Origin of the sequence: Rhizobium sp. AN5, from assembly GCF_900215255.1 — a bacterium.
Lineage (GTDB): Bacteria > Pseudomonadota > Alphaproteobacteria > Rhizobiales > Rhizobiaceae > Agrobacterium > Agrobacterium tumefaciens.
Genome location: NZ_OCMJ01000002.1, coordinates 383,739 through 405,510 on the forward strand (window position 1 = coordinate 383,739; position 21,772 = coordinate 405,510).

The window sequence follows — 21,772 nt, forward strand, 5'->3', positions numbered from 1 at the left end:
AGATTAGTGAGAATGTGGTCTTGAACCGGTAGTCGTCCCAATTGTCGCGGATGAGGAAAGCTTCATTCTTGCCGGTAACACTCTGGTATCGTCGGGCACGATCGGCATAGGGTATGACTGTAAAACGTATTGCTCTTCCCGCTTCTCGCACAACAGATTGTCAATCGCTGATTGCAGCCGTGGGCGGTAGTTGACAAGTGTTTTCGGCCCTATGTTGCCCCGAGATCGGGCAAAGCTTTCAGCGATCCTTGCCAAGCGTTCGACAAAGTGCCAACCCGACCTAGCCTGCTTCCGTTACCCGGCCAGAAGAGAGTTCGAGTTCATCGTCGTATCTCATTCCCTGCATGAACCCGGCGATCACATTCTCTGGCAAAATGCGCGTGACGCGTCGCTTCTGAACCCACCATCCGGGATATGCGTCGCTGATCACTTGATCGAAGAAACGACGTGTTCGTTCGTCCATGCAATCCCTGATCTCGACAAGAAATTCATGTACTCCCTCATATTCTGCAACAACCTCGTCGGGCTCATTTAGGGCTTCCAAATGGTCGAAAAATTTCGCGACGTTGTGTCCCGGCTCGTCAAATAGCGGCCGTCTTCCGTCAAAATACACAGTCTCGATCTGCTCGCGGACAGGATCAACGTTGCCGTGCAGGGCGAAGTTGCGTTTTTGGATCACGCGCATGAACACCTTGTAGGCCCGAGTTTTCGTGTCGACAGGTGAGAGAAAGCCATGACATTTTTCCGAGAGCGCGTTGAGCCGCTCTGGAACTTTGGCGCGGAGCAGGCCTTGGTAGGCAGCAGGGTCATCCCTCGTCTCGTCCTTGCAGAACATCAAGATGATCATGTTTACGAATGCCTCGGCCATAATAGGCGTCAGAAGCCGCAGTTGAAGGCAACTTGCAAAGATTTGGTCTGCACGTTCGCCGATGCGCTTCATCGTTTCCTTGAAGGCAGCAGGGTCGTCAGCGTACGCGCTACTTCGTGTTGGCAAGCTTTCCCGTGGGGCAGTGTCAACGATGGTCGCATGTAAATCTGCACAGACGCCACTGAGCGCCACGAACTTGTTTTGGAACACGTAGTATTTTTCGAGCCCCTTCAGGACGCTAGATTTGGCTTTGGCGACGCGGGCGAAATCACGTTTGACTGTTCCAAGAAATGAGGCCCAATCGGCGTCGCTCATCTTCTCAGCGATGAAAATATGAATTTCTCTTGATGCGCCCGCAAAATAGACGTCGATGGCTCCAGCCTTCAGATTAAAGTCCCAGTGTATCCAGTTGTCGCTGTCGTTTTTACGGAGAAAATTTTGGAAGCCGTTCGGTCGTCCGAACCGCGCGACTAGGTAGGTATAGACATCCACAGGACGCAGTCGGGTGCGGATTACAAGCATGGATGACTCCGGGCGATCACCTGGTTTCGCAGAGACGTAGGCGACTACTTCATCCTTTGTGGCTACGCGCCAATTTTCGATATCGAGGCACTCAAGTGTTGACATAAAGGCCCCTGATTACGATGCGCCACTTCGGCAAAAACAATTGATGGGTCGCCATGGGATTCTCGTCGACTGAGCTTAGTGACGTCCCGACGTCATAAGAGTGTCCATCCACCTTCCAAATGATCATTTTCTAGCTGACCTCATTACTAGCAACCAAAGTAATTTCTCATCTCTGCATTTAAATCTTTTCTGTGGAATACGACTATATTTCGAAAAGGTTTTGACGCGCTGGCTTGCGCCGGTTGAAGATGGAGGCGAACTTCCTCGTGTAAGTTGAGGAGTGTGCTATGTGGTCCGACGTCGAAACTGGCCGAGATTTCCTGAATTTCAATGTAATGGCGAGGCTGGTCTCGCAAATGATTGTCGACGCCAATGGCAATGCACTGAGCATCGGGATCTCCGGTGGTTGGGGTGTCGGAAAGTCCTCCATGGTGAAGCTGATTGAGGCTGACCTTAAGACCCGACTGAAGGCGGAAGGTGACGGCGAAGGCAAAAACTCGCTCATCTTCGTAAACTTCAACGCCTGGCTTTACCAGGGTCATGACGACGCGAAGGCTGCTCTCATGGAAGAGATCACCAGTGCTCTGATGACCTCAGAGGAGGCGAGCGAGACCATTATTGAGAAAGCAGGAAAACTCCTGAAAAGGATCGACGTGTTCCGCTCGATGCGGTTGCTCGGTGAGTTGGCGGCGACAGCGTACTCGGGCCTTCCCGTTGGTGCTCTCGCTCGCGGCGCTAAGGGAATTATTGACCGCTTCAACGCCGATGGCATTACACAGGAAGGATACGACGCTGCTTCTGAGGAAGTCAAAGCACGAGCTGACGATGTAAAAGGGCTTCTCAAGCCAGAGGCTATTAAGCAAACACCTCCCCAGATGATTCACGCGATCCGCAAGGATTTCGAGGGACTACTAGCCGACCTGAAAGTGACGCTCGTCGTGTTCGTCGACGACCTTGACCGGTGCTTGCCGCCGACTGTGATTGGCACTCTTGAAGCAATGCGCCTATTTCTGTTTATGGAGCGCACAGCGTTCATCATCGCTGCCGACGACAAAATGATCAAGGAGGCCGTAAGGGTTCATTTCCCGGGCACGAGGGTGGATGACGACATCGTCACCAGCTACTTCGACAAGCTCATTCAAGTCCCGTTGAGGGTGCCGCCGCTCGGCACCAACGAGGTGAAGGCATACCTAATGATGCTGTTCGTCGAGAGCAGCTCTGTCCCGGAGGTTGAAAAGGAAAAGGTCCGCATCGCTGTTAACAAACGTCTCGCAGAGAGTTGGAAGGGTGAGGCAATCGATGCGGACTTCGTTCAGAACCTCGTTCCTGATTGCCCTGGTACATTGAAAGCAGAGTTGGAGCTTGCCGACCGCCTTGCCCGTCAGATGATCATTTCGCCCAAGGTGAATGGCAACCCGCGCTTGATAAAACGCTTCATGAACACCCTCTCGATCAGACGCAGCCTTGCCAAGGTCCAAGGGATAAGTGTCAACGATGCGATGTTCGCAAAGCTCCTTCTATTTGAACGCTTTGCCTCGCAAACGTCCTTCAACTCCTTGTCAGAACTAATCAGCACCGCCCCTGGTGGAACGTCCACCTTACTTCGCGATCTCGAAGCCGATGTTCGTGCCGGAAAGGCTATCGATGAAAAAGGCTGGCCTGCTGGCTGGTTCGATGATTTGAAGCTGATAACGGATTGGCTGAAATTGCCTCCGGACATTGGCGGTGTGGACCTACGCGGAGCACTTCACGTCGGACGCGAAAGTGCTCCCATCATTGCAGCGGAAAACAAGCTTTCCAAAAATGCCGCTTCACTGCTTTCTGAACTGGCGAGCCTTAAAATCACGGCGACGACAGCAATCAAGGAGCGGTTTCCGGCAATCGCTCCCGATGAGCGTGCTCAGATCATGACCCACCTCCTCGACAAGGCCAGCGCTGAAGCTGAATGGGGAACACCGTTCATACTTTACGGTCTCGCGGCTATGGCGGATGCTGACAAAACTCAGGCCTCACGCCTGGTGGTATTCTTCGAGAGCGTGGCATCAACCTCGCTGAAGCCAGGTCTCATACCCAGACTTGAGACGAGCGAATGGGGCAAGAGGGTTCTGATTGATTTCGGCCAACGCTCTGACCTACCGGTCCCTGTAGGCAAAGCTGTGACATCTGCCCTTAACAAGGGGAAACGCTAATGGGGACCTCAAAAACCAGTAGTGGCCCAGGAAAGAATGTGCCGCTGGTGCCTAATTGGGTAGGCGATGACAGTCCAAAACCGCCGCCGCCCTCCTCCCGGCCACTTACGGGGCCAGATGGCGGTGGGCCACCGCAACCTTCCCCATCACCCTCACCCGCACCGGATAAGAAGCCTGACCAGCCGCTAGCACCGCCACGTCGGTTTACGGCCGCCAAACGTGCGATTGGAGACTTTACGAAGAGTGGCGATCAGGGTCGCCTCCGCAAAGCGCTGGGCAACTACGTCCGGAGTGGCTACGGTGGTTCGGCTACAGCCGCCCGACGAATGGGCAAATCGGCTTCTGCTGCATCCGGTGTCTATAATGTCTTGTCCGGAAATACCGTCACGAACGTTGACGGCAGTGACGCCCCTGTCATCGATTTGCAGTCCTTGGCGGGCCTGTCTCATAGTGAGGTCGCTGAGCGAATAGCTGAGGCCGTCAACCCTGGCGACATATCGCTCGATGATGCTGGTACACGAGAGGCCGTCGCCGAGGCAGTCAGTTCGGTTCTCAGCGAAAATGCGGATGCGGATGTAACGGACTTACCACCAGAACTAGTCGAGGAATGCTACGTACGTACCCTCTCCATATCGGTGTTCAACATTCTCCTCGCAGACATCGGCGCATCTGTAACGAAAGCCGCACATGGTAACGGTGTCCTCGCAAATGATCGCCTCAAAGAAATCAGTGATTTCGTCCGCGAGGCCTATCGTGTCCAATACGACCGGATGAAAGGCGCTGGCACGAACATAAGCCGTAGAAATTCAGATCGGATCGCCAGGGATATCAATGCTCAGGTGATGGATATTTTCGAAAGTTACCTCGAATGAAAATCGCAGCGCTTCGACCAGATCAACCATCGCCCATCGGCATCGATCATCGCATCAGTATATTCGAAGGCGACTTGGGGCCACTCAGCAAGACGTCTGGCTATGCAGGGCTCTCAGTCGCGAATGAACTCTTCAAGTGGTCAGGTAGATCCCCCGTGACAAAGGCGTGGGACTTCACTGCCCTGGCTCTCGGCGTAGTCGGTGCGGACAGGCTTGTGAACCGGGCTATGGTCAGCGCAGACGGCTGGACCCGGGAGATTGATCTCACTGTCGGTGTGAGTGATCCACACACCTGGCAGGGTCTATCACAAAAGATTGCCGAGATGCTCTCGTTCCTCACGGGTGACTTCTGGAACCTGACATTTGTTGAAGGCGGCTTCCATCCTGCCCCTCCGAAGAAGCCCCAAGTTGCAAGACCGGAGACCTGCGTCGCATTGCTCTCCGGCGGTCTGGACAGCCTTATTGGTGCCATCGATATGGAGGCGACAGATGGTGACTTGCCAGTATACGTATCCAACCGCGTGCGCGGAGACGTCAAAAGCCGCCAAGAAGCCTTTCCGGTGGCACTCGGAGTTAAAGGCCGCTGCCTTTCGCTGAACGCTGACCCCCGTACACCAGGAATGGCTGCAGAGATTTCACAGCGCCCTCGCTCGATCATTTTCATTGCTTTCGGGATCTTAGCCGCGACTGTCCTAGACCGCTACAAAGATGGCGAGATCGTAGACCTACATACGCCCGAGAATGGCTTCATCAGCCTGAACGTCCCTCTGACCATGATGCGTCGCGGCAGCTTAAGTACCCGAACGACGCATCCCCGGTTCATACTTATGCTGCAGGAACTGCTCGATGACCTGAGCCTCAACGTCAAGCTCCAAAACCGATACCAGTTGAAAACCAAGGGCACTATGATGTCCGAGTGTTTGGACCAGGGAAAACTTGAGGAACTGGCAGCTGCTTCCATGAGTTGCGGACGCGCCGGTCGCAGCTACACCCATTGTGGCCGATGCTTACCTTGCCTGGTTCGTCGGTCATCATTCTTGAAATGGAAGGGCCGGATCGATGCGGACGAAACAAAATACATGCATCCCGACAACTCGCTGCGGGTTCACGGTCGCATCAATAGTGAATTCCATGGTAAGGCGTTCGCCGAGTATGACGACGTCGTACAGACGCTGACCGCCCTCGACTATGTGAAACGGTACGGCGCGCGCCGATGGATTGGACCCGCTATAGGAGCGGCATCGTTCGGAGCCCGCGCTGATGATCACCGAAAGACGGCCGAGGATGGTTTGCTTGAGATTGGCGAGTTCCTTGAAGTGACCGGGTTACTATGATCGACATGCATTGCCACCTCGACCTCTATCCTAGTCCTGGTCGGGTGATCGCTGAGGCCGACAAACGGGGTGTGTTCGTCCTTGCCGTCACGACGACTCCGAAGGCTTTTCTCGGTAATATCCGTCTAACCGAGGGACGGAAGCGCATTCGTGTTGCGGTCGGCCTCCATCCGGAACTCGTAGCCACTCGTCATCGGGAGGTTGATGAGGTGCGCAGGTTAATGGCTCATACCAAGTATGTCGGTGAAGTCGGACTGGATGGCTCTCCTGACCATCTTGCCAGTCTGCCGTTGCAAAAGGAGGTATTCACCGACATCATTCAGCATGCTGAAGGTCACGGTGGCCGGATACTGTCGATCCACTCTCGCGGTGCTGCAACCGCGGCGCTGGACGTTCTAGAAGCAAGCGTCAATAAGAGCCTGCCGATACTACACTGGTTCAGCGGCACAATGAAAGAATTGAGTCGTGCCATCGATCTTGGCTGCTGGTTCAGTGTCGGACCTGCTATGCTTCGTGGCCGCAAGGGCCGCGAGTTAGCTGCCGCAATGCCTCGCGAACGAATTCTAACCGAAACAGACGGCCCCTTCGCTACGAACGGCTCAACCGCATTGATGCCATGGGATGTTGAGAAAAGCCTGCAGGTGATGGCAGAAAGCTGGGAATGCACGTCAAATGAGGCAGATCGAAACCTACACAAAAACCTGCGCAACTTGCTTGGAAAATTTGATCAAGCGCGGGGGGGGTAGAAGCGAAGACAATTAAGCCAAGTTATAACGTCCCCCATGCCCGAAACCTCCCCCTCCCCGTCATCTCCCGCAAGCCCAACTCCTCAACGATCCGCAGCGCCGCCCGCGGCGTGACGCCAAGCTCTTTGGCAATCATCCCGGCCGACACCAACGGCTTCGCCATGACCAGCTCAATCAGCTCCGGCATTTTTGACGACGTCCGCTTCCCGACCAGTTTTCGCTCCATCATCGTTCGCGCCAGCGCCAGTCGGTCATGTTCTTTCAAGCCAAGCTCTGCAGCCGCCAACAATCCATGGGCAATCGCCAGCAGCCGCGTTTCCCGATCGCGATGCCGACGGCGATCCACGGGGATGGTTTTAAGGCCAAGATTGATGGCGGCAAGATGCGCGCCCGAGGTGATGCCATCCTGACGCAGGATTGAGGCGGACAACAGCCGGCCAAGCCAGGGCGCGTGCTGCAGCACCTCCAATTCATTCCAGGCATCGAGGGCGATGATCGCCTGCAGCACCGGCGGCAAATTTTCGGCCTGCCGCACGACACCGTGCCAGTCCTCTAGCCGCGCATCTTCGTCCCAGTCGAGATCATAGATCATCGGATTTTTTTCGGCCGGACGGCTAGCCGTCGCCCGGTTGCCGATGGCGCGTGCAGGTCTCGTGGCATCCTTGATCGTAGCGTCAGAGCGGGCGAGCAACGCGTCAATGGCGGCGAATTCTTCCGCAAGTGTGCTCGCAGCCTCATCCTCGTTGCCCTCTCCTGCTCCGATCGCAATGTCGGGTAGCGCGTCGTCGTCAGCCGCGACGGATATATCATCCCCCAAAGATGCTGCAGGCAATGCCTGCCCTGGCCATGCCTGCCGGAGGCTGCGGAGACCTTCGGTTGATAGCGCCCAGCCGGGCGGATGGGAGGCAAGTCTCCGTCGGGTGCGCAGCACGTCGCGGGCGATGGTGAGCTCGTGGGTTGGGGTGCGGATGTCTTTTGTGGCGTCGTGGAGGACGAGGTCTTCGAGATGGACGAGCTCGCCGTCGATCCACAGAGAGGCGCACGAGTCGGTGAAGTGCGAGCGTTCGACAAACCCCTCGCCGACCAGCGAACGGGCAATGCGCTCGTCAAGACGAGACAATGCGGAGGCCGCGCCCGAAATCGGCCGCAGCAACGCTGAAATAGGCAATTTGGTGAGATTGTAAACCATTGAAATCATGGTAAATGATTTGTTAAACGGACTCCAGTGGATATTTGACGTCCGTCACATGGTATGGTTTTGGGTTGGGCTTCTAACCATCGATAAGTACCTCTTATCGATGGTAGTTGATTTCGCGGCGCAAATCCAGGAAAATCGGGGCAAATCACGGTCCCGGCGGCCGCCGAAACACGCGATTCTGGAGCCTCTCATGGCCAAAGCGAAGACATCACAGACGTCCGTCGAGCGGCGCGCCGAAGAGCTCGATACCATTGCGTCCGTCCTGCCGCTCGAACGCCGCGACGAGCTCGCCGAGCTGTTGACCGATCAGGACGTCGAGACGCTGCGCCATCTCGTTAATCAGGGCATGGGCGACAATACGCTGCGCGCACTCACATCCGACCTCGCTTACCTCGAAGCCTGGGGGCTGGCGACCACCGGCAGTTCTCTTCCCTGGCCCGCACCGGAAGCACTACTGTTGAAATTTGTCGCCCATCACCTCTGGGATCCGGAAAAGCGCGCAACAGATCCCGACCACGGCATGCCGGCTGCGGTCGATGAAAACCTCCGGCGCCAGGGTTTTCTGAGATCCGTCGGCCCACACGCACCATCGACGGTGCGCCGGCGGCTGGCCAACTGGTCGACGCTGACCAGGTGGCGCGGCCTCCATGGCGCCTTCGCCTCCCCTGCCCTTAAATCAGCCATTCGTCTGGCCGTGCGCGCCGTTCCGCGAACCCGGGCGCGCAAGAGCGCAAAAGCGGTCACAGGCGACGTTCTGGCAAAGCTGCTTGCGACTTGCGAGTCAGACAGCCTGCGCGATCTACGCGACAAGGCAATCCTGATGGTGGCCTTTGCCTCCGGCGGCCGGCGGCGCAGCGAGATCGCCGGACTGCGGATTGAACAGTTGGTAGTCGAGCCGCCGATCGAGGTGCCGGACGGCCCTCCCCTCCCCTCTTTAGCCATTCATCTTGGCCGCACCAAAACGACGGCCGGCGAGCAGGACAACGTCGTCTATCTCACAGGCCGGCCTGTCGAGGCGTTGAATGCCTGGCTGGCGGCCGCCAGGATCGACAAGGGCAGCATGTTTCGCGGGATCGGAAAATGGGGAACGGTTTCCAAACGGGCGCTAGATCCACAGTCGGTCAATGCAATCATCAAGCAGCGCGCCGAAATAGCAGGGTTGGAGGCAGGCCAGTTTTCGGCGCATGGTCTGCGGTCGGGCTATCTGACCGAAGCGGCCAACCGAGGCATTCCCCTCCCCGAGGCGATGGAGCAATCACGCCACCGATCGGTCCAGCAAGCATCCAGCTATTATAACAGTGCTACACGCAGAAGCGGGCGAGCGGCCCGATTGTTGTAGGATCGGGTCTCACTGTCAGAATTGCCAGGGCGAGATCAATTCGAGCCCTGTTGTCTCGAAATCTTTGAGGTTTCGGGTCGCCAACCGGCCACCATTGATCCGCGCTATCGCCGCGATCATGCCGTCCGGAGCCGACATCTCCCTCCCCTGCCGCGCAGCGTCTCCCATGATATCGCCATAGGCCAATGCTGCTTCTTCCGTGAAGGCAAACATCTTGTCGGAGAACCGGCGACGCCAGCTCACAAGTCCCTCTTCCAGGCGATCGGCGCGCTGATCCGGCCTGATCTTTTGAATACCAAAAGCGATCTCAGCAACTGCAACCGTCGGCAATGCCAATTCGGCGTCGTGACGAACCAGCCACGCTATGACCGCAGAATCGGGAGCTTTCTTCAAAGTCTCCGACATCACATTCGTGTCGAGAAAAATCAAAGCTCGACGCCTTTGTGAGCGCGTCTGTTTTCATCGATGATACTGTCGAAATCGATATCAGTACCCGACTGCGATGAAAGACGACTATAGAATTTCGCAGCGGGTTCACGTCCTGCCTCACGAGCCTCATAGGTTTCGAGCGCGCGCTCGACGATATCGGCAATCGTGCGATTTTCTCGGCGGGCGAGCTTATGGGCAAGGTCGCGCGCTTTGGAACTGCGGACAGATAGTTGCGGTGTTACCATTGAGTGCTCCTTTCTCTGGATCCACAGTAACTTAAATTGAACTAGCCATCAAGATGGCGGATGCCATCTTGATGGCTATCTAGTATTTCTGATTTGGCGCCCCGTGGTTGGGTAATCATGCATGTTCGTTCCGCGTGGAGGCCAACACATCCCCTCCCCGAACACCACACTTTAAGCAATTTCCGCCGTAGACGGCCATCAGAGCGCATTTCAAGCAGGTCGTGGCCCGGATGTCGTTCGACGCCGCGTTTTGCGTCTGACAGGGCTGCATTCAGGTCATAAAACACGCTTGCAACTACTCATTTTCTCACGCATTCCTTATTTGTACAAAGCACCTGAAAAACGCACGAGAGAACCATGGCAAAACGGCAAGTTGCCAATCCATCGTCGGCGCCTAAACGCCTTATAGGCTATGCACGTGTCTCTACCGACGATCAGGTCCATGGCGCTCAAATGGACGAGCTGCGTGCTGCCGGCTGCGAGCGGATATTTCAGGAGCAAGGCTCGGGTGCATCACGCGCTCGGCCGGTTCTCACAAGACTTCTCGGGCACCTCACCGCCGGCGACGTGCTGGTTGTCGTCCGGTTGGATCGCCTTGCCCGGTCTGTCAGCCACCTTCTGCAAGTGATCGAAGATCTCGAAGAGCGTGGTGTCCATTTTCGTTCGATCCGCGATTCGATCGATACGTCCACGCCACAGGGCATGTTTTCTCTTCAGGTTCTTGGCGCCGTCGCGCAGCTCGAACGAACGCTGATCGCCGAGCGAACCAAGGCCGGCATCAAGGCGGCAAAAGCTCGCGGCAAGCTGCCCGGCAATCCAGGCCTTCGGGAGACGACCGGAGGCGATCAAGGCGGTGTCGAAGGCGCGAGAAAAAATCTATCTCGACGAGCTGATCTCCTCTGCGCAAAACTGGCTCCCGACCGTTCGGCAACTTCGCCCAAAACATAGTTGGGACAATGTCGTGCGTGTCCTCAATCGCAGAAGCCATGACTGGACTGTGGAAAGACTACCTCGAGCCGTGCATCGAATGGTTCGCGAAAAGCTGGCAGATCCCGAGCTACTGGTCCGCTCTCCGCGCCGTGCACCAGAAGATCACCTCTTGAAGCTCGTCGCAGCTATTGCCATTGCCGACCCCGGCCTTTCGCTGCGCGACATTGCCAGCCAGCTTGATCAGATGGGAGAGCGACCGGCGCGCGGTGGACGCAAATGGCAGCCATCATCCGTTCGCAACCTGCTGGATGAGGCGCATCGGTTCGGCCTTATCCGTCATTTAAGGCCCGGTGCATCAACCTGCCGATTGCACGGTTTCTCTCCTTGCCCGATTTCGGCGGAAGAGATTTCTTGGCTTGGCTCCGGACAATGTCGGAGGCGAGTTGTCTGTATTCGAGTTCAGGGCGAAGTTTCAAAGGGGAAGTCAATTACGCTGGTATCCCCCGCCCCCGCATCACGAAGCATCACGGCGCAACAGTGGCGAGCTGCTGCAGCAGCTTGACGAAATGGCTCGTTCTGACGCCTTTCGCGTTCTGAGCCGGATCGACGATTTGCACGACAACCAGACGCTTTGCCGGCACGATGGCAATCGCCAGACCGCCATAACCAGACGCCAACGCCGCGCCGGGTCTAAATACATTCGGGTTCAAGATCCACCAAAGATAACCGTATCCCATGCTACCACGATCGGTAGAGGAATAGGCCGTGGTGGACGTCTTCACCCAAGTCGCAGGAATGACCTGCCGGCCGCTCCAGCGTCCTCCATCAAGATAGAGCTGGCCGAAGCGGGCCGCGTCTCTGGTGCTGAGGTGAAAGGGATAGGCGGGATGGCTGGAATGCCGTTCGGACACTTACTTGCCGTCCCGCGCTGAGAAATTCCAATTATTGTAAAACCAAAACGTGCCGGGCGCATGACTTCCCCACGCCGGCCTGTTTCGCTGCATGTCGCCGGTTTCATAGGCGGCCGGATGATAGGCACCCGAGCGCGCCATGAGCAGGTCGCGGACTGTCGCTTCCTTCTCGGCAGCCATCAGCGCCAGAGGTTTGTCATCAATATCGTGATCGGCAAGCGTGCTGCTGAGATCGATCCGGCCTTCCGAAACGGCGATGCCATACAAGGCGCTGAGCAAGCTTTTTCGAATAGAGGCGACATTCACCTTGCGGGAGATATCGCCCCAACTGGCGATCACCTTGCCGTCCTGCACCACCATGACCGCCGTAGGCTTCAGGCCGGCGGCATAATCCTGCGCCGACTTCAGCTTCACGGCAGACCATCCCGCTGATGCAGGATCGATTCTTTACCATGGCTGCGCCTGTGCCCTGCTAACCAATAAGGTAATGAGGATTAAAATGAAAATGACCCGAAGGCTGGTTCGTGCTGTCTGCATTACGGTTCCGGTCCTTATGGTGCTGCGGCGGCGATCTTCCGCATGAGCTGGAAGAAATCCCGCATATCTATGCCGCGCCGGTTCTGGTGCGGGTCCACGGTCTGCACCACAACCAGGCGCTTCTCCGGCACATACGCGACGACCTGACCGCCATAGCCAGCGTTGAACACACTGCCCGGCCACCACTGGTCAGTGCGCAATGTCCACCACATGTAGCCGTAGCCGCTATTGTGTTCAGACGGCTGCGACAGCGCGGTAGTGGATTCCCGCACCCAAGCGGCAGGAATTACCTGCTGACCATCCCACTTGCCTCCATTCAGGAAAAGCTGACCGAAACGGCGAGATCGCGGGCGCTCATGGTGAAATGTAGGCCGGATGAATAGACGAGCTTTCGAGCGAATAGCTGCAGTAGCGCACTGAGAAATCCTCCATGCCGACCGGCAAGGCGATGCGCTTCGAGAAGCTCTGGAAAATATCTTCGCCGGTCTGCTGCCGGTAGATCGTGCCGATAGCGCTGAAATCCCAGTTGTTGTAGAACCAGAACGTGCCAGGCGCATGACTACCCCGCTCTGGTCGTTTATGGCGGATATCAGCAGTCTCGTAAGCCGCGACCTGGTAGACGCCAGATCGCGCCATGAGCAAATCGCGGATTGTCGCCCGCCGCTCGGTCGCCGTAAGCGCCGGGCACTTATCGTCAATACCGAAATCAGCAAGGGTACTGCCGAGATCGATGCGGCGCTCTCCGACCGCAATGCCATAAATTGCGCTGAGAAGGCTTTTGCAGATAGAGGCGACATTCACCTTGCGGGACACGTCGCCCCAACTGGCAATCACCTTGCCGTCCTGCACCACCATGACGGCGGTGGGTTTCAGGCTGGTTGCGTAATCCTGCGCTGCCTTCAGCTTATCAATCGACCAGCCGGCAGATGCAGGATCGATGTTTTGCCACGGCTGCGCATTTACCCCCCCCCGGCAAAAGAGCCGACAGCAAAAACAATCAAGCGCATAGAATGACCTTAGAAAAGTCACCGGGGTGAACAGCTTTATCTATCATGACGGTGCAAGCGTGGCCTCGTTAGATTGTCCCCGTACAAATTCGCTATGTCTTAGAAAGGGATCTTTGCTGTCCGTCGGCCTTCCAAGAGAGCCTGTCGCAAAAACCCAATTATAGCGACACTTGTTTTAGCGACGGTACAAGCAGCGAATGCGTGAACATCGGCGATAGTTTTTTGCGTTGGTTGACGTTTCAGCACCGATCAGGAAAACCTTGTCAGCTAACAAGGTTTTTGGGGCGCCGATCTGACCCCGGATCAGTTCTTCTCGCTTGAGCAAGTCCAGATACCAGACGATCAATTGCTGCGCGTCCAAGGGCATCGGTTTAAAGACGTCCGCTACCCGCGACCTTGTCAGCTGACAAGGTTTGTAGTCGCACATCAACTTGAACGGTCAAGTTACACCTCGGAGGAGGGGAAGGGGGAAGGGGGAGGGGCGGGCGGGTAGATCTCATGCGAAACGGTCGGGACCGCATATTCTCAGAAACGGCCACCACAATCACGACGAACCACACCCCGCGCCGACATCTGCTCGGGAAGGGGAGGGGAGGGGAAGGAGGCAAACAAACAAAATCCCAGCGAATTTATCATCCGAGCCCGTGAGTTGCCGCAACGGACGGACTTGATATGCTGAAACAGAAGGTGGACTTCAGTGTGAGGATAACTTCTGCCGCTCGAACAAAGGTCACCAGCACCGCGCCTTGAATCGGAAATTACTCAATCTGGGCGCCGAGGTAAACCCACAGGCCTGCGGGGGGAGGGGCGACGGTTGGCAAACTGCCTGCGCCCACCAGATTATTCTAGAGCACGATAGCTGATCCGCTGGTTCGGTTGGTCTCCCACCCACGGGCCTCCAAGTCCGATTGCCCATCTTTGAACCAAAATAAAAACTGCCGATCTGTCATGGCGAGCGACGGCGAGCTACACAGTGTCTATGACGTACGACGGTAACGTCCCCTCTGCTGCACAGCCGCATTAACGTCGCTGCCGAGCGGTTGGGAGAGCCCGACAAAGGCACTTTCAGAACCCCTTAGGGTGCCGGTCGCAGAATTTTCCGTGATTTCATATTAAGATTTGTTAGGTGAACCAGCGGATCGATGTCGCCAACCAATGGAACCTCCACCGATATCGTTGCATGGCCAACAACTTTGTTCAGCAATTCGCTTAACCCCAACATGCCATCACCCGGCGCCAACCGTCCTTCGCGGGCTTCACTCATCATGTCTTCTGGACGCTTGGGTGCCGGCCCAACTACGTCACAGAGCTGCACATGCCGTACGATATCAATTTTGATCTCGTCAATGTTTCCGCCATTTCGAAAAAAGTGAATGGCGTCGACCAAGACACCTGCATTGTCTTGGCCGGACGCCGTGACCAGTGAAGCAGCCTTGCTATAGGTGTTGATAGTGCGCCAACCCATGTTCTCCACGTCGACGGCCAACCCATATCGTCCAGCAAGCTGGCAGAACTCCGTCAAATTGCCGACTAGGCGTTGCAGGTCGCCATCATCGCCGCATGCGGAGAGTCGCTTGGCTCCGATATCGGCCGCGGCAGCGACGATGTGTTCGACCAAGGTAGCGTTGAAATCCGGGCCGATAATGAAAAACTCAATATCAAAAACGTTGATGCCTTCGCTGTCGAGCAAAGTTCGAAACTCCAGTGCATCCCTGCTGCCCTGCGGCAGCTCGTAATAGGCTGCCCCGGGGAAAGCGGGATGCAGCCGAAGTCCTACTGAATTGAAGCCTGCGACTGCAGCATGCCTGACGAACTGCTGGGGCGGCAGTTGGATCGCAGAGAAATGGGCGATGCCTACGGGCGGCTCTTTCACCGCAGCATCGGTCATCGCACAACTCCTGTACGAGCCAAATGATCAAGCAGGTTAGCGCCGGTGCGATGGATGTGCTGATGAAGCTTGTCAGTCGCGTAATCGCTGTCTCTCGCCACAGCGCCCTGAGCGATTTCACTATGCTCCTGGCTGACATTTCGGTCGCCTGAAGTCTGGGTCAGGAATTTTCTGCGATATCGATCATTCAAATTGAGCAGGGTCCTGCAGAAATGCAGGAGAAGTGGCTTTCCGCAGCCCGAAATAAGGGTGAGATGGAAGTCGCGATGCGCCATCTCCCAATATTCGAGAGTTTCCGGCTTGTTCGCATCGCGTTCGGCACGGTTGAGCTTGTGAAGCGCGCGCATGACATTGCTTTCCCACTCCGCGTTACCGACCCTAATCGACTCTTTCAACGCGAAAACCTCCAACTCTTCGCGAAGACTCGTGATCTCTTCCAGATTTGCGAGTGATACTGGCGCGACCCGGTAGCCGCGATTGTCTTCAAACTCCACCAGCCCATCGGAAATCAAGCGCGCAAGCCCTTCGCGCAAGGGGCTGAGGCTCACATTGAATGACTGTCGCGCCTTGTCGAGATTGATCTTGCTGCCAGCCTCCAGCCCTCCCGAAATAATTGCTTCGCGCAGCCGGAATGCCAGTTGGCTTCCAATCGTGTTCTTGCCGTCATCGGCAAAGTCACCGTTTCCGGCTTGCTCGTTGGGTGCGTCGGGTGAGTCACTCTGTCGCTTCATAAAACCTCCCACGAGAATGTCGCGCTTGATTGATGGGCGATATTATAAACGATTATTATTGTCAACGAATTTGGATTTTTCCGTCATGGTCGACAATAGAATTCACGATATTGAGTGAAATACTCCAATATCGGTAAACTATCTCACAATTTTGAAATTTCACAGAATCCTGACGCTGGGTGCGTCGATGAGCGCTTGACAAATAATCGATTATTTACGTATCACTCGGACGGTGGGAGGTGACGATGGTGATTAAATCTGAAAGGGACTTAACGCCCGCCGTGATTGCGGCCATGGGCCAGACTTCAGATCCGAGGATGCGGGACATCCTGATGACTCTGGTGAAGCATCTTCATGCTTTCGTTCGCGAAGTACGGCTGACCGAGGTGGAATTCCGGGAAGCGACTGCGGTTCTTAACGAGATCGGCCAAATGCAAACCGATAGTCATAACGAGTTTGTCCTCATGTCCGGCTCACTTGGCGTGTCGTCCCTTGTCTGCCTGCTCAATAACGGTGACGAGGGGCAAACAGAGACTTCGCAGTCGCTTCTTGGACCATTCTGGCGCCTGAATTCTCCAAGAGTTGAAAACGGCGGCACGATCATCCGGTCCTACACGCCCGGCTTCCCGCTTTTCGTCCATGCTCGTGTGATCGATCGCGAAGGCAATCCTATTTCCGGTGCCGAGGTCGACGTCTGGCACGCATCCCCTGTCGGTCTTTATGAGAACCAGGATCCAGACCAAGCGGAGATGAACTTGCGCGGCAAATTCATGACGGACGGGGAGGGACGTTTCTGGTTCCAGACGGTCAAGATGGTTGGTTATCCCATCCCCGTCGATGGCGTCGTCGGACGCCTGCTCAAGGCTCAGGGCCGCCATCCTTTTCGACCGGCACATTTGCACGCGCTGATCTTCAAGCGGGGCTACAAGACGCTGATTTCGCAGGTTTTCGATCCGAGCGATCCGAATATCGAATCTGACGTTCAGTTTGGCGTGACTGCGGCGCTCACCGGCGATTTCATTCGCCACGACGAACCGCATCCAACCAACCGAGACATTCAAGCGCCGTGGTTCTCGCTCGACTACACTTATGTCATGGAAGCAGGCGAGGCTGTCTTGCCGCGCCCGCCGATCAAGTAACTTCATTTGGAGCCGGATAATGATCACCGAGGAACAACGCCAGTCAGCAGCCAGGGCCATCCTGGAGGCGGAAACCACGCGGACTCCCATTGTCCAACCCAGCAAAACTTATCCCGAGCTCGAAATTGAGGATGCGTATCGCATTCAGGCGCTTTGGGCCGAGTTGCGTGTTTCGCGCGGCGCGCGAATTGTCGGTCACAAAATAGGTCTGACGTCTCGCGCCATGCAAATGGCATCCAAGATGACCGAACCGGATTATGGGGTGATCCTGGATGATGCGCTCTACAATGATGGCGCGCAAATTAATGCGGATTTGTTCATCAAGCCGCGCTTGGAAGTCGAGTTGGCATTCGTAATGGGTGAAGACCTGGAAGGAGCGGGCACCCGTATCTATGACGTCATGCGCGCGACGGAGTTCATTCTGCCTGCGCTCGAGATCATCGATTACAGAACCGAAGTTCCGCGTGCGATTACAGACACAATCGCCGACAATGCAGCCTTCGGAGCAATCGTCGTGGGTGGGCGGATGATCCGCCCGTTTGATATCGACATACGCTGGGTCGGAGCAACTCTGTCGAAAAACGGCATTATCGAAGAGTCCGGGGTTTCAGCGGCGATCATGGGTCATCCGGCGGCCGGCGTTGCATGGCTGGTCAACAAACTTCATGCCGTCGGTGGCGGCTTGAAAAAAGGTCAGATCGTCCTTGCGGGCTCATTTACGAGGCCGGTCGACATCATAAAGGGCGATGTCATTCAGGCTGATTATGGGCCAGTTGGCTCGATCGGCGTCTCTTTTACGTGAGGTAGAGATGGATCTTCCAGTCAATAAATTTAAAGCAAAACTGCAGGCCGGGCAAAGCCAGATAGGACTTTGGTGCGGGCTTCCAGGGAGCTACGCTGCCGAAATCGTGGCGCCAGCCGGGTTCGATTGGCTGTTGTTTGATACCGAACATTCACCCGGCGACGTGCTGACCGTGCTGCCACAATTGCAGGCGGTCGCGGCTTACGATGTCGCGCCGGTGGTGCGCCCAGCTGTCAACGATCCAGTGCTGATCAAGCGCTTCCTGGATATTGGTGTACAATCCCTTCTAATCCCCTTTGTTCAAAATGCAGACGAAGCGAAAGCCGCGGTGGAAGCAACCCGGTATCCACCGAAAGGAATTCGAGGCGTTTCGGCGCTTACGCGTGCCACACGTTTCGGCAGGGTAAAGAACTATGCCCAGCAGGCGGAGGGGGAGATTTGCGTTCTCGTTCAAGTCGAAACGCGGGAGGCTATTGCTCATATCGAGGCCATGGCATCCATCGAAGGGGTGGACGGGATATTTATCGGCCCGGCGGATCTCGCAGCCAGTTTCGGCTATCCGGGACAACCGGGCCATCCGGAAGTGGTCGAGGCGATTGAAAATACGATCGCATTGCTCAAACGGCTCGGAAAGCCGGCAGGAATACTCACGCCTGACGAGAAGTTCGCGGCACGTTGCATGGAATTGGGAACACTGTTCACTGCCGTCGGTGTCGATGTCGCATTGCTGGCGCGCGGATCAGAAGCATTGGCGGCCAGGTTTTCGAGACAGTTGTAGACATGCAAGCTTTCGGGCACATCGTCACCGACCTTGCGTCTATGGACGCGAACCGATTGGCATGTGGAGAGCGATGCGGCCATCCGGTCCAAACGCGTGCCAACTCGCATTCGAGGCCCAGAGCGGTCGACCGTATCGGTGTCAACAGTCTTTCCACCCGGCCTGATAGCCAGCATGCACCTGCGCGCGGCGTCGTCTCGCTCCTGATTGAGGAGCCCAGTATCACGTTGGCGACCGGCACAAAGGAGGCGAGGCTGCGTCAAAAAGACCATGCCTGTCGATCTTGTAATTGAGTTGTTAAAGGAGCATTTCGGGTGTGTCCTATCCTGAAGGATAGACAATTCCAAGCAACAGACTGGAAGTACTCGAAATGGCTGACCTGGAATGGGTAGACTTTTTCCCAATAGTTTTCTTGCCGTTCAAAATTATCGTACTGGGCATTGGCATGTACTACGCCATCAAGTGGCATCACGATCAGGCGAAGAAAGATAACGAGGCCAAAGGAAACTGAGCGCCGACAGGTGTCAACTTGCTTCAATCCACATTGGTTTGGAAGCAGAATGGACCTTTTCCAAACCAGCTCCGACTAAACGTAGGCGGTGATTTGCGTCACAGGAGATCGAGTATAGACCTCGCCTCAGGCACCTGGCCCAATAGATTATCCGCAATTCCTTATGCATGCATGTATTTGACCAGCCCCGCCCGTAACAAGGTGGGGCTGAACTAATTTCTCACGACCGGACCTCTCGGATGGTAAAGTCGAGGCACAGTTTGAGAAACGTCGCGGGCAAGCGCGGCTTAAAGCAATGGTACGCAAGTCGTGAAGCTTACTTCCTCAGCGTTTACGCGATAAGATCGAGACGCCGTCTTCGCATTCATTGAATCGGATAACCCGTCAGCTGCCATCATGGTTGACGAACGGATCGTTTTGCAGTTCGTCGCTTGGTTGATTTTCCTGCGAGTAGTCGTGTTGGCAAAATTGTCGGGACACGCCAACTGGTTATTACTGTTGCGCCGTACCTCACGGCTTAGGCCGTGGCGCCACCGGAGAATCGTATTCTCCACGTTCTTCACGGCACGAAAGAATGGCCAGACATTATATCCATGTAGGCATTGAGCCCGATGATTGGTTCAACTGGTAGGCCAGTTTGATTCCTTTCAAGGCGAAGACGACTGGGTGTAATGCTGATCGCGTGTGCCTAAGAAGACCTATACTGTATATCCCATTGACATATCCCACGCGAAGAACTATATAGGCTACACAGTTATTGATGCAATCCGGAGGGATGTAGATGGAGCAGGGTGCAGTATTCCAGAGCAATCGTAGCCAAGCAATACGTTTGCCAAAAGCGGTCGCTTTGCCCGATGACGTAAAGCGTGTCGATATCGTTGCGGTGGGACGCACTCGCATCATCGCACCAGCCGGTGAGATCTGGGACAGTTGGTTTGAAGGAGCGGAGGTGACATCCGACTTTATGATTGAGCGTGACCAGGCTGCTCCGCAGGAGCGCGAGGCATTCTAATGCTAAAGTACATGCTCGATACCAACATCTGCATTTTTACGATCAAGAATCGACCTCAGCAAGTGCGCGATGCGTTCAATCGCTCACATGATCAGCTTTGCATCAGCTCGGTCAGCCTAATGGAATTGATTTACGGAGCGGAAAAGTCAGCCAGTCCAGAAAAGAACCTTTCTGTTGTGGAGGGCTTCGCGGCGCGCCTCGAGGTGCTCCCATACGATGAATTAGCAGCAAGCCATACGGGTCAATTGCGAGCCGAACTAGCGCGCAGTGGCACTCCGATCGGTCCATATGATCAGTTGATTGCGGGGCACGCGCGCTCGCGCGGATTGGTTATGGTTACCAATAATCGTCGTGAATTTGATCGCGTACCCGGATTACGAGTGGAAGACTGGACTTCTTAGTTTCAAACATTGATCACCTGGCCGATCACAGAAGCATTCAACTACCGGGCCGTCGCACAATATCCCACTAAGAGCTTAATTGGACACGTTCATTACGGCTCGCAAGGTATCGTTGATGCGCTCTTGCCAGCCAGGACCGTCCCCCTGAAAATGCGCGAGGACATCGCTGCCGATCTTCAATGATACAAGCTCCTTGGCGGTAGGGATTGCAGGCCGTTCAACGGCCGGCGCTGCGACCTTCGTTGCCCATTTGAACAGCGCAGCCGGTCGGTTTTTTTCCAGGCTGTATGCCCACACAGCGGTGGTCGCAAGCCACGTGTAGTTGGCAGCCGAAGGAATGCAATTGCTGCTGATAAACTGACCAGCCGCCCCGCAATCCCGAAGAGATCGCATATCGTGAAGTGAAACTCCACTGGCTTCCTGCAACTGCCGAACCGGTTGGAGGAAGCCTCAACCGACAATAGCGTTCGATCTCCGCTAGGAGTTTAGTTGTTCTAAAAGCCTGCCACGCCTGCTCCGGAAACCGTTGGTGTGAAGTCCTGAGGTTGCCGTTGAGGGGTACCGTGACGACGTTATCCATTTATCATCTACACCTGCTGGATGATGCCGGTTTCCTTATGCCGTTGAAGATCAAAAAGCAGCCTTCAATTTCAGTAACCTTTCGTGGACTGAGTTGGAGCGGCCACGAGTTTCTAGACAGTGTCCGACGCAAAGACGTTTGGGATCATACCAACGCTATTTTGAAAAAGGCGGGAGGAGGCACCTTCGAGATCGCGAAGGCAGTTGCTGTCGCTTATATTTCTGAGCAGCTATCATCGCAGTTTGGTATCGCACTTAAAAAGTAGATTGGCCAAAGACGAACGATTTTGTAATTCAATTGCATTACTATTAGATATCAATCTGGAGATAGCTATGGCTGCAAATGCGCTCGTTCAAACTCGTATCGATGCTGAAATTCGTGACCGTGCGTCCCTAGTTCTTGAAGGTATGGGACTTACGGTGTCAGACGCGGTCCGCATATTGCTTACGAGAACCGCCAACGAGGGCGTGTTGCCGCTTGAACTTTTTTCAGGCAGCGAGACTCACGATACTTGGTTTCGTGCCAAGGTGCTTGAGGTGCTAAATGATACAAGACCGGATATTCCCAACGATGAAGTCGAGGCTCATTTCAAAAAGCGTCGACAGACTGCACGCAATAAGGCGGCGGGTATAACGTCTTGAGACTAACCTAGTCTGCATTTGCCTTATCGGATCGCGATGCAATTTTTACTTTTATCG

At 55.4% G+C, this 21,772-nt stretch carries 24 protein-coding genes and 1 pseudogene; 14 read left to right on the plus strand and 11 right to left on the minus strand.

The genetic code is table 11. The features are described 5' to 3' along the window. Positions 1-280: 280 nt before the first annotated feature. Entirely contained in the window at positions 281-1,390 is a 1,110-nt protein-coding gene (locus CRP02_RS02700) for a hypothetical protein (protein ID WP_143539306.1), read from the minus strand. A gap of 392 nt (positions 1,391-1,782) precedes the next feature. On the opposite strand from CRP02_RS02700, the gene CRP02_RS02705 reads away from it, so the two are divergent. From CRP02_RS02705 to qatD, 4 genes are all read left to right on the plus strand, one after another. Next, the gene (locus CRP02_RS02705; protein WP_097170155.1) at positions 1,783-3,684 is read left to right on the plus strand and encodes a KAP family NTPase; all 1,902 of its coding nucleotides are present in this window, start codon (positions 1,783-1,785) and stop codon (positions 3,682-3,684) included. A gap of 326 nt (positions 3,685-4,010) precedes the next feature. Beyond that, positions 4,011-4,556: a hypothetical protein gene (locus CRP02_RS27825; protein ID WP_323455313.1), complete on the plus strand. Its 546-nt coding sequence runs from the start codon at positions 4,011-4,013 to the stop codon at positions 4,554-4,556. Continuing rightward, the gene (gene qatC / locus CRP02_RS02715; protein ID WP_097170157.1) at positions 4,553-5,890 is read left to right on the plus strand and encodes a Qat anti-phage system QueC-like protein QatC; all 1,338 of its coding nucleotides are present in this window, start codon (positions 4,553-4,555) and stop codon (positions 5,888-5,890) included. Before CRP02_RS27825 ends, qatC begins: the two co-directional genes overlap by 4 nt. Continuing rightward, complete coding sequence (gene qatD, locus CRP02_RS02720; protein ID WP_097170158.1) at positions 5,887-6,636, plus strand: Qat anti-phage system TatD family nuclease QatD; 750 nt, start codon at positions 5,887-5,889, stop codon at positions 6,634-6,636. The genes qatC and qatD overlap by 4 nt, the downstream gene beginning before the upstream one ends. 22 nt (positions 6,637-6,658) lie before the next feature. On the opposite strand, the gene CRP02_RS02725 is transcribed toward qatD, so the two are convergent. Then, positions 6,659-7,834, minus strand: a complete 1,176-nt coding sequence (locus tag CRP02_RS02725) for an RHE_PE00001 family protein (protein ID WP_097170159.1) — start codon at positions 7,832-7,834, stop codon at positions 6,659-6,661. Positions 7,835-8,024: 190 nt separating this feature from the next. Here CRP02_RS02725 and CRP02_RS02730 point away from each other — a divergent pair, with 190 nt between their 5' ends. Then, entirely contained in the window at positions 8,025-9,173 is a 1,149-nt protein-coding gene (locus tag CRP02_RS02730; RefSeq protein WP_179783921.1) for a site-specific integrase, read from the plus strand. Between the two features lie 15 nt (positions 9,174-9,188). Here CRP02_RS02730 and CRP02_RS02735 read toward each other — a convergent pair whose 3' ends face one another. Both CRP02_RS02735 and CRP02_RS02740 read right to left on the minus strand, forming a co-directional pair. Continuing rightward, positions 9,189-9,602, minus strand: coding sequence for a type II toxin-antitoxin system VapC family toxin (locus tag CRP02_RS02735; RefSeq protein ID WP_097170160.1), 414 nt, complete (start codon positions 9,600-9,602; stop codon positions 9,189-9,191). Then, a complete protein-coding gene (locus CRP02_RS02740) occupies positions 9,599-9,847 on the minus strand; it encodes a type II toxin-antitoxin system VapB family antitoxin (protein WP_006313527.1) in 249 nt (82 codons plus the stop codon). The genes CRP02_RS02735 and CRP02_RS02740 overlap by 4 nt, the downstream gene beginning before the upstream one ends. 357 nt (positions 9,848-10,204) lie before the next feature. Here CRP02_RS02740 and CRP02_RS02745 point away from each other — a divergent pair. Then, positions 10,205-11,114 (plus strand): annotated as a pseudogene (locus CRP02_RS02745) (recombinase family protein); the annotation flags it as partial. Between the two features lie 187 nt (positions 11,115-11,301). Here the strand turns inward: CRP02_RS02745 and CRP02_RS27830 are convergent. From CRP02_RS27830 to CRP02_RS02770, 6 genes are all read right to left on the minus strand, one after another. Then, a complete protein-coding gene (locus CRP02_RS27830; RefSeq protein WP_236765544.1) occupies positions 11,302-11,688 on the minus strand; it encodes a hypothetical protein in 387 nt (128 codons plus the stop codon). Next, entirely contained in the window at positions 11,689-12,102 is a 414-nt protein-coding gene (locus CRP02_RS27835) for a serine hydrolase (RefSeq protein WP_323455314.1), read from the minus strand. Between the two features lie 137 nt (positions 12,103-12,239). Beyond that, positions 12,240-12,437 carry a hypothetical protein gene (locus tag CRP02_RS27840; RefSeq protein WP_323455315.1) on the minus strand — a complete coding sequence of 66 codons (198 nt, stop codon included), beginning with the start codon at positions 12,435-12,437 and terminating at the stop codon, positions 12,240-12,242. A gap of 142 nt (positions 12,438-12,579) precedes the next feature. Beyond that, positions 12,580-13,254: a serine hydrolase gene (locus CRP02_RS02755; protein WP_323455316.1), complete on the minus strand. Its 675-nt coding sequence runs from the start codon at positions 13,252-13,254 to the stop codon at positions 12,580-12,582. A 1,053-nt stretch (positions 13,255-14,307) separates the two neighbouring features. Then, complete coding sequence (locus CRP02_RS02765) at positions 14,308-15,120, minus strand: sugar phosphate isomerase/epimerase family protein (protein WP_097170162.1); 813 nt, start codon at positions 15,118-15,120, stop codon at positions 14,308-14,310. After that, positions 15,117-15,851, minus strand: coding sequence for a GntR family transcriptional regulator (locus CRP02_RS02770; RefSeq protein ID WP_038496221.1), 735 nt, complete (start codon positions 15,849-15,851; stop codon positions 15,117-15,119). Before CRP02_RS02770 ends, CRP02_RS02765 begins: the two co-directional genes overlap by 4 nt. 245 nt (positions 15,852-16,096) lie before the next feature. On the opposite strand from CRP02_RS02770, the gene CRP02_RS02775 reads away from it, so the two are divergent. The 6 genes from CRP02_RS02775 to vapC all read left to right on the plus strand — a co-directional run bounded on the left by CRP02_RS02775 (position 16,097) and on the right by vapC (position 20,494). Next, positions 16,097-16,990: a dioxygenase gene (locus tag CRP02_RS02775; protein ID WP_097170163.1), complete on the plus strand. Its 894-nt coding sequence runs from the start codon at positions 16,097-16,099 to the stop codon at positions 16,988-16,990. A gap of 19 nt (positions 16,991-17,009) precedes the next feature. Beyond that, positions 17,010-17,792 (plus strand): 2-oxo-hept-4-ene-1,7-dioate hydratase, encoded by a 783-nt coding sequence (gene hpaH / locus CRP02_RS02780; protein ID WP_097170164.1) that lies wholly within the window; start codon positions 17,010-17,012, stop codon positions 17,790-17,792. A 7-nt stretch (positions 17,793-17,799) separates the two neighbouring features. Then, positions 17,800-18,570 carry a 4-hydroxy-2-oxoheptanedioate aldolase gene (hpaI, locus tag CRP02_RS02785; protein WP_038496212.1) on the plus strand — a complete coding sequence of 257 codons (771 nt, stop codon included), beginning with the start codon at positions 17,800-17,802 and terminating at the stop codon, positions 18,568-18,570. Positions 18,571-18,940: 370 nt separating this feature from the next. Further along, positions 18,941-19,081 carry a hypothetical protein gene (locus CRP02_RS27080; RefSeq protein WP_003518781.1) on the plus strand — a complete coding sequence of 47 codons (141 nt, stop codon included), beginning with the start codon at positions 18,941-18,943 and terminating at the stop codon, positions 19,079-19,081. A 781-nt stretch (positions 19,082-19,862) separates the two neighbouring features. Further along, entirely contained in the window at positions 19,863-20,093 is a 231-nt protein-coding gene (gene vapB / locus CRP02_RS02795) for a type II toxin-antitoxin system VapB family antitoxin (protein WP_003519381.1), read from the plus strand. After that, complete coding sequence (gene vapC / locus CRP02_RS02800; protein ID WP_038496209.1) at positions 20,093-20,494, plus strand: type II toxin-antitoxin system tRNA(fMet)-specific endonuclease VapC; 402 nt, start codon at positions 20,093-20,095, stop codon at positions 20,492-20,494. The genes vapB and vapC overlap by 1 nt, the downstream gene beginning before the upstream one ends. A 75-nt stretch (positions 20,495-20,569) precedes the next feature. Here the strand turns inward: vapC and CRP02_RS02805 are convergent, their stop codons facing one another. Beyond that, a complete protein-coding gene (locus tag CRP02_RS02805; RefSeq protein WP_323455329.1) occupies positions 20,570-20,791 on the minus strand; it encodes a BrnA antitoxin family protein in 222 nt (73 codons plus the stop codon). Positions 20,792-21,045: 254 nt separating this feature from the next. On the opposite strand from CRP02_RS02805, the gene CRP02_RS02810 reads away from it, so the two are divergent. Together CRP02_RS02810 and CRP02_RS02815 are read left to right on the plus strand one after the other, a co-directional pair. Further along, entirely contained in the window at positions 21,046-21,339 is a 294-nt protein-coding gene (locus CRP02_RS02810) for a DUF2513 domain-containing protein (RefSeq protein WP_323455317.1), read from the plus strand. A gap of 67 nt (positions 21,340-21,406) precedes the next feature. Beyond that, complete coding sequence (locus CRP02_RS02815) at positions 21,407-21,715, plus strand: type II toxin-antitoxin system RelB/DinJ family antitoxin (protein ID WP_097170167.1); 309 nt, start codon at positions 21,407-21,409, stop codon at positions 21,713-21,715. Positions 21,716-21,772 lie beyond the last annotated feature (57 nt).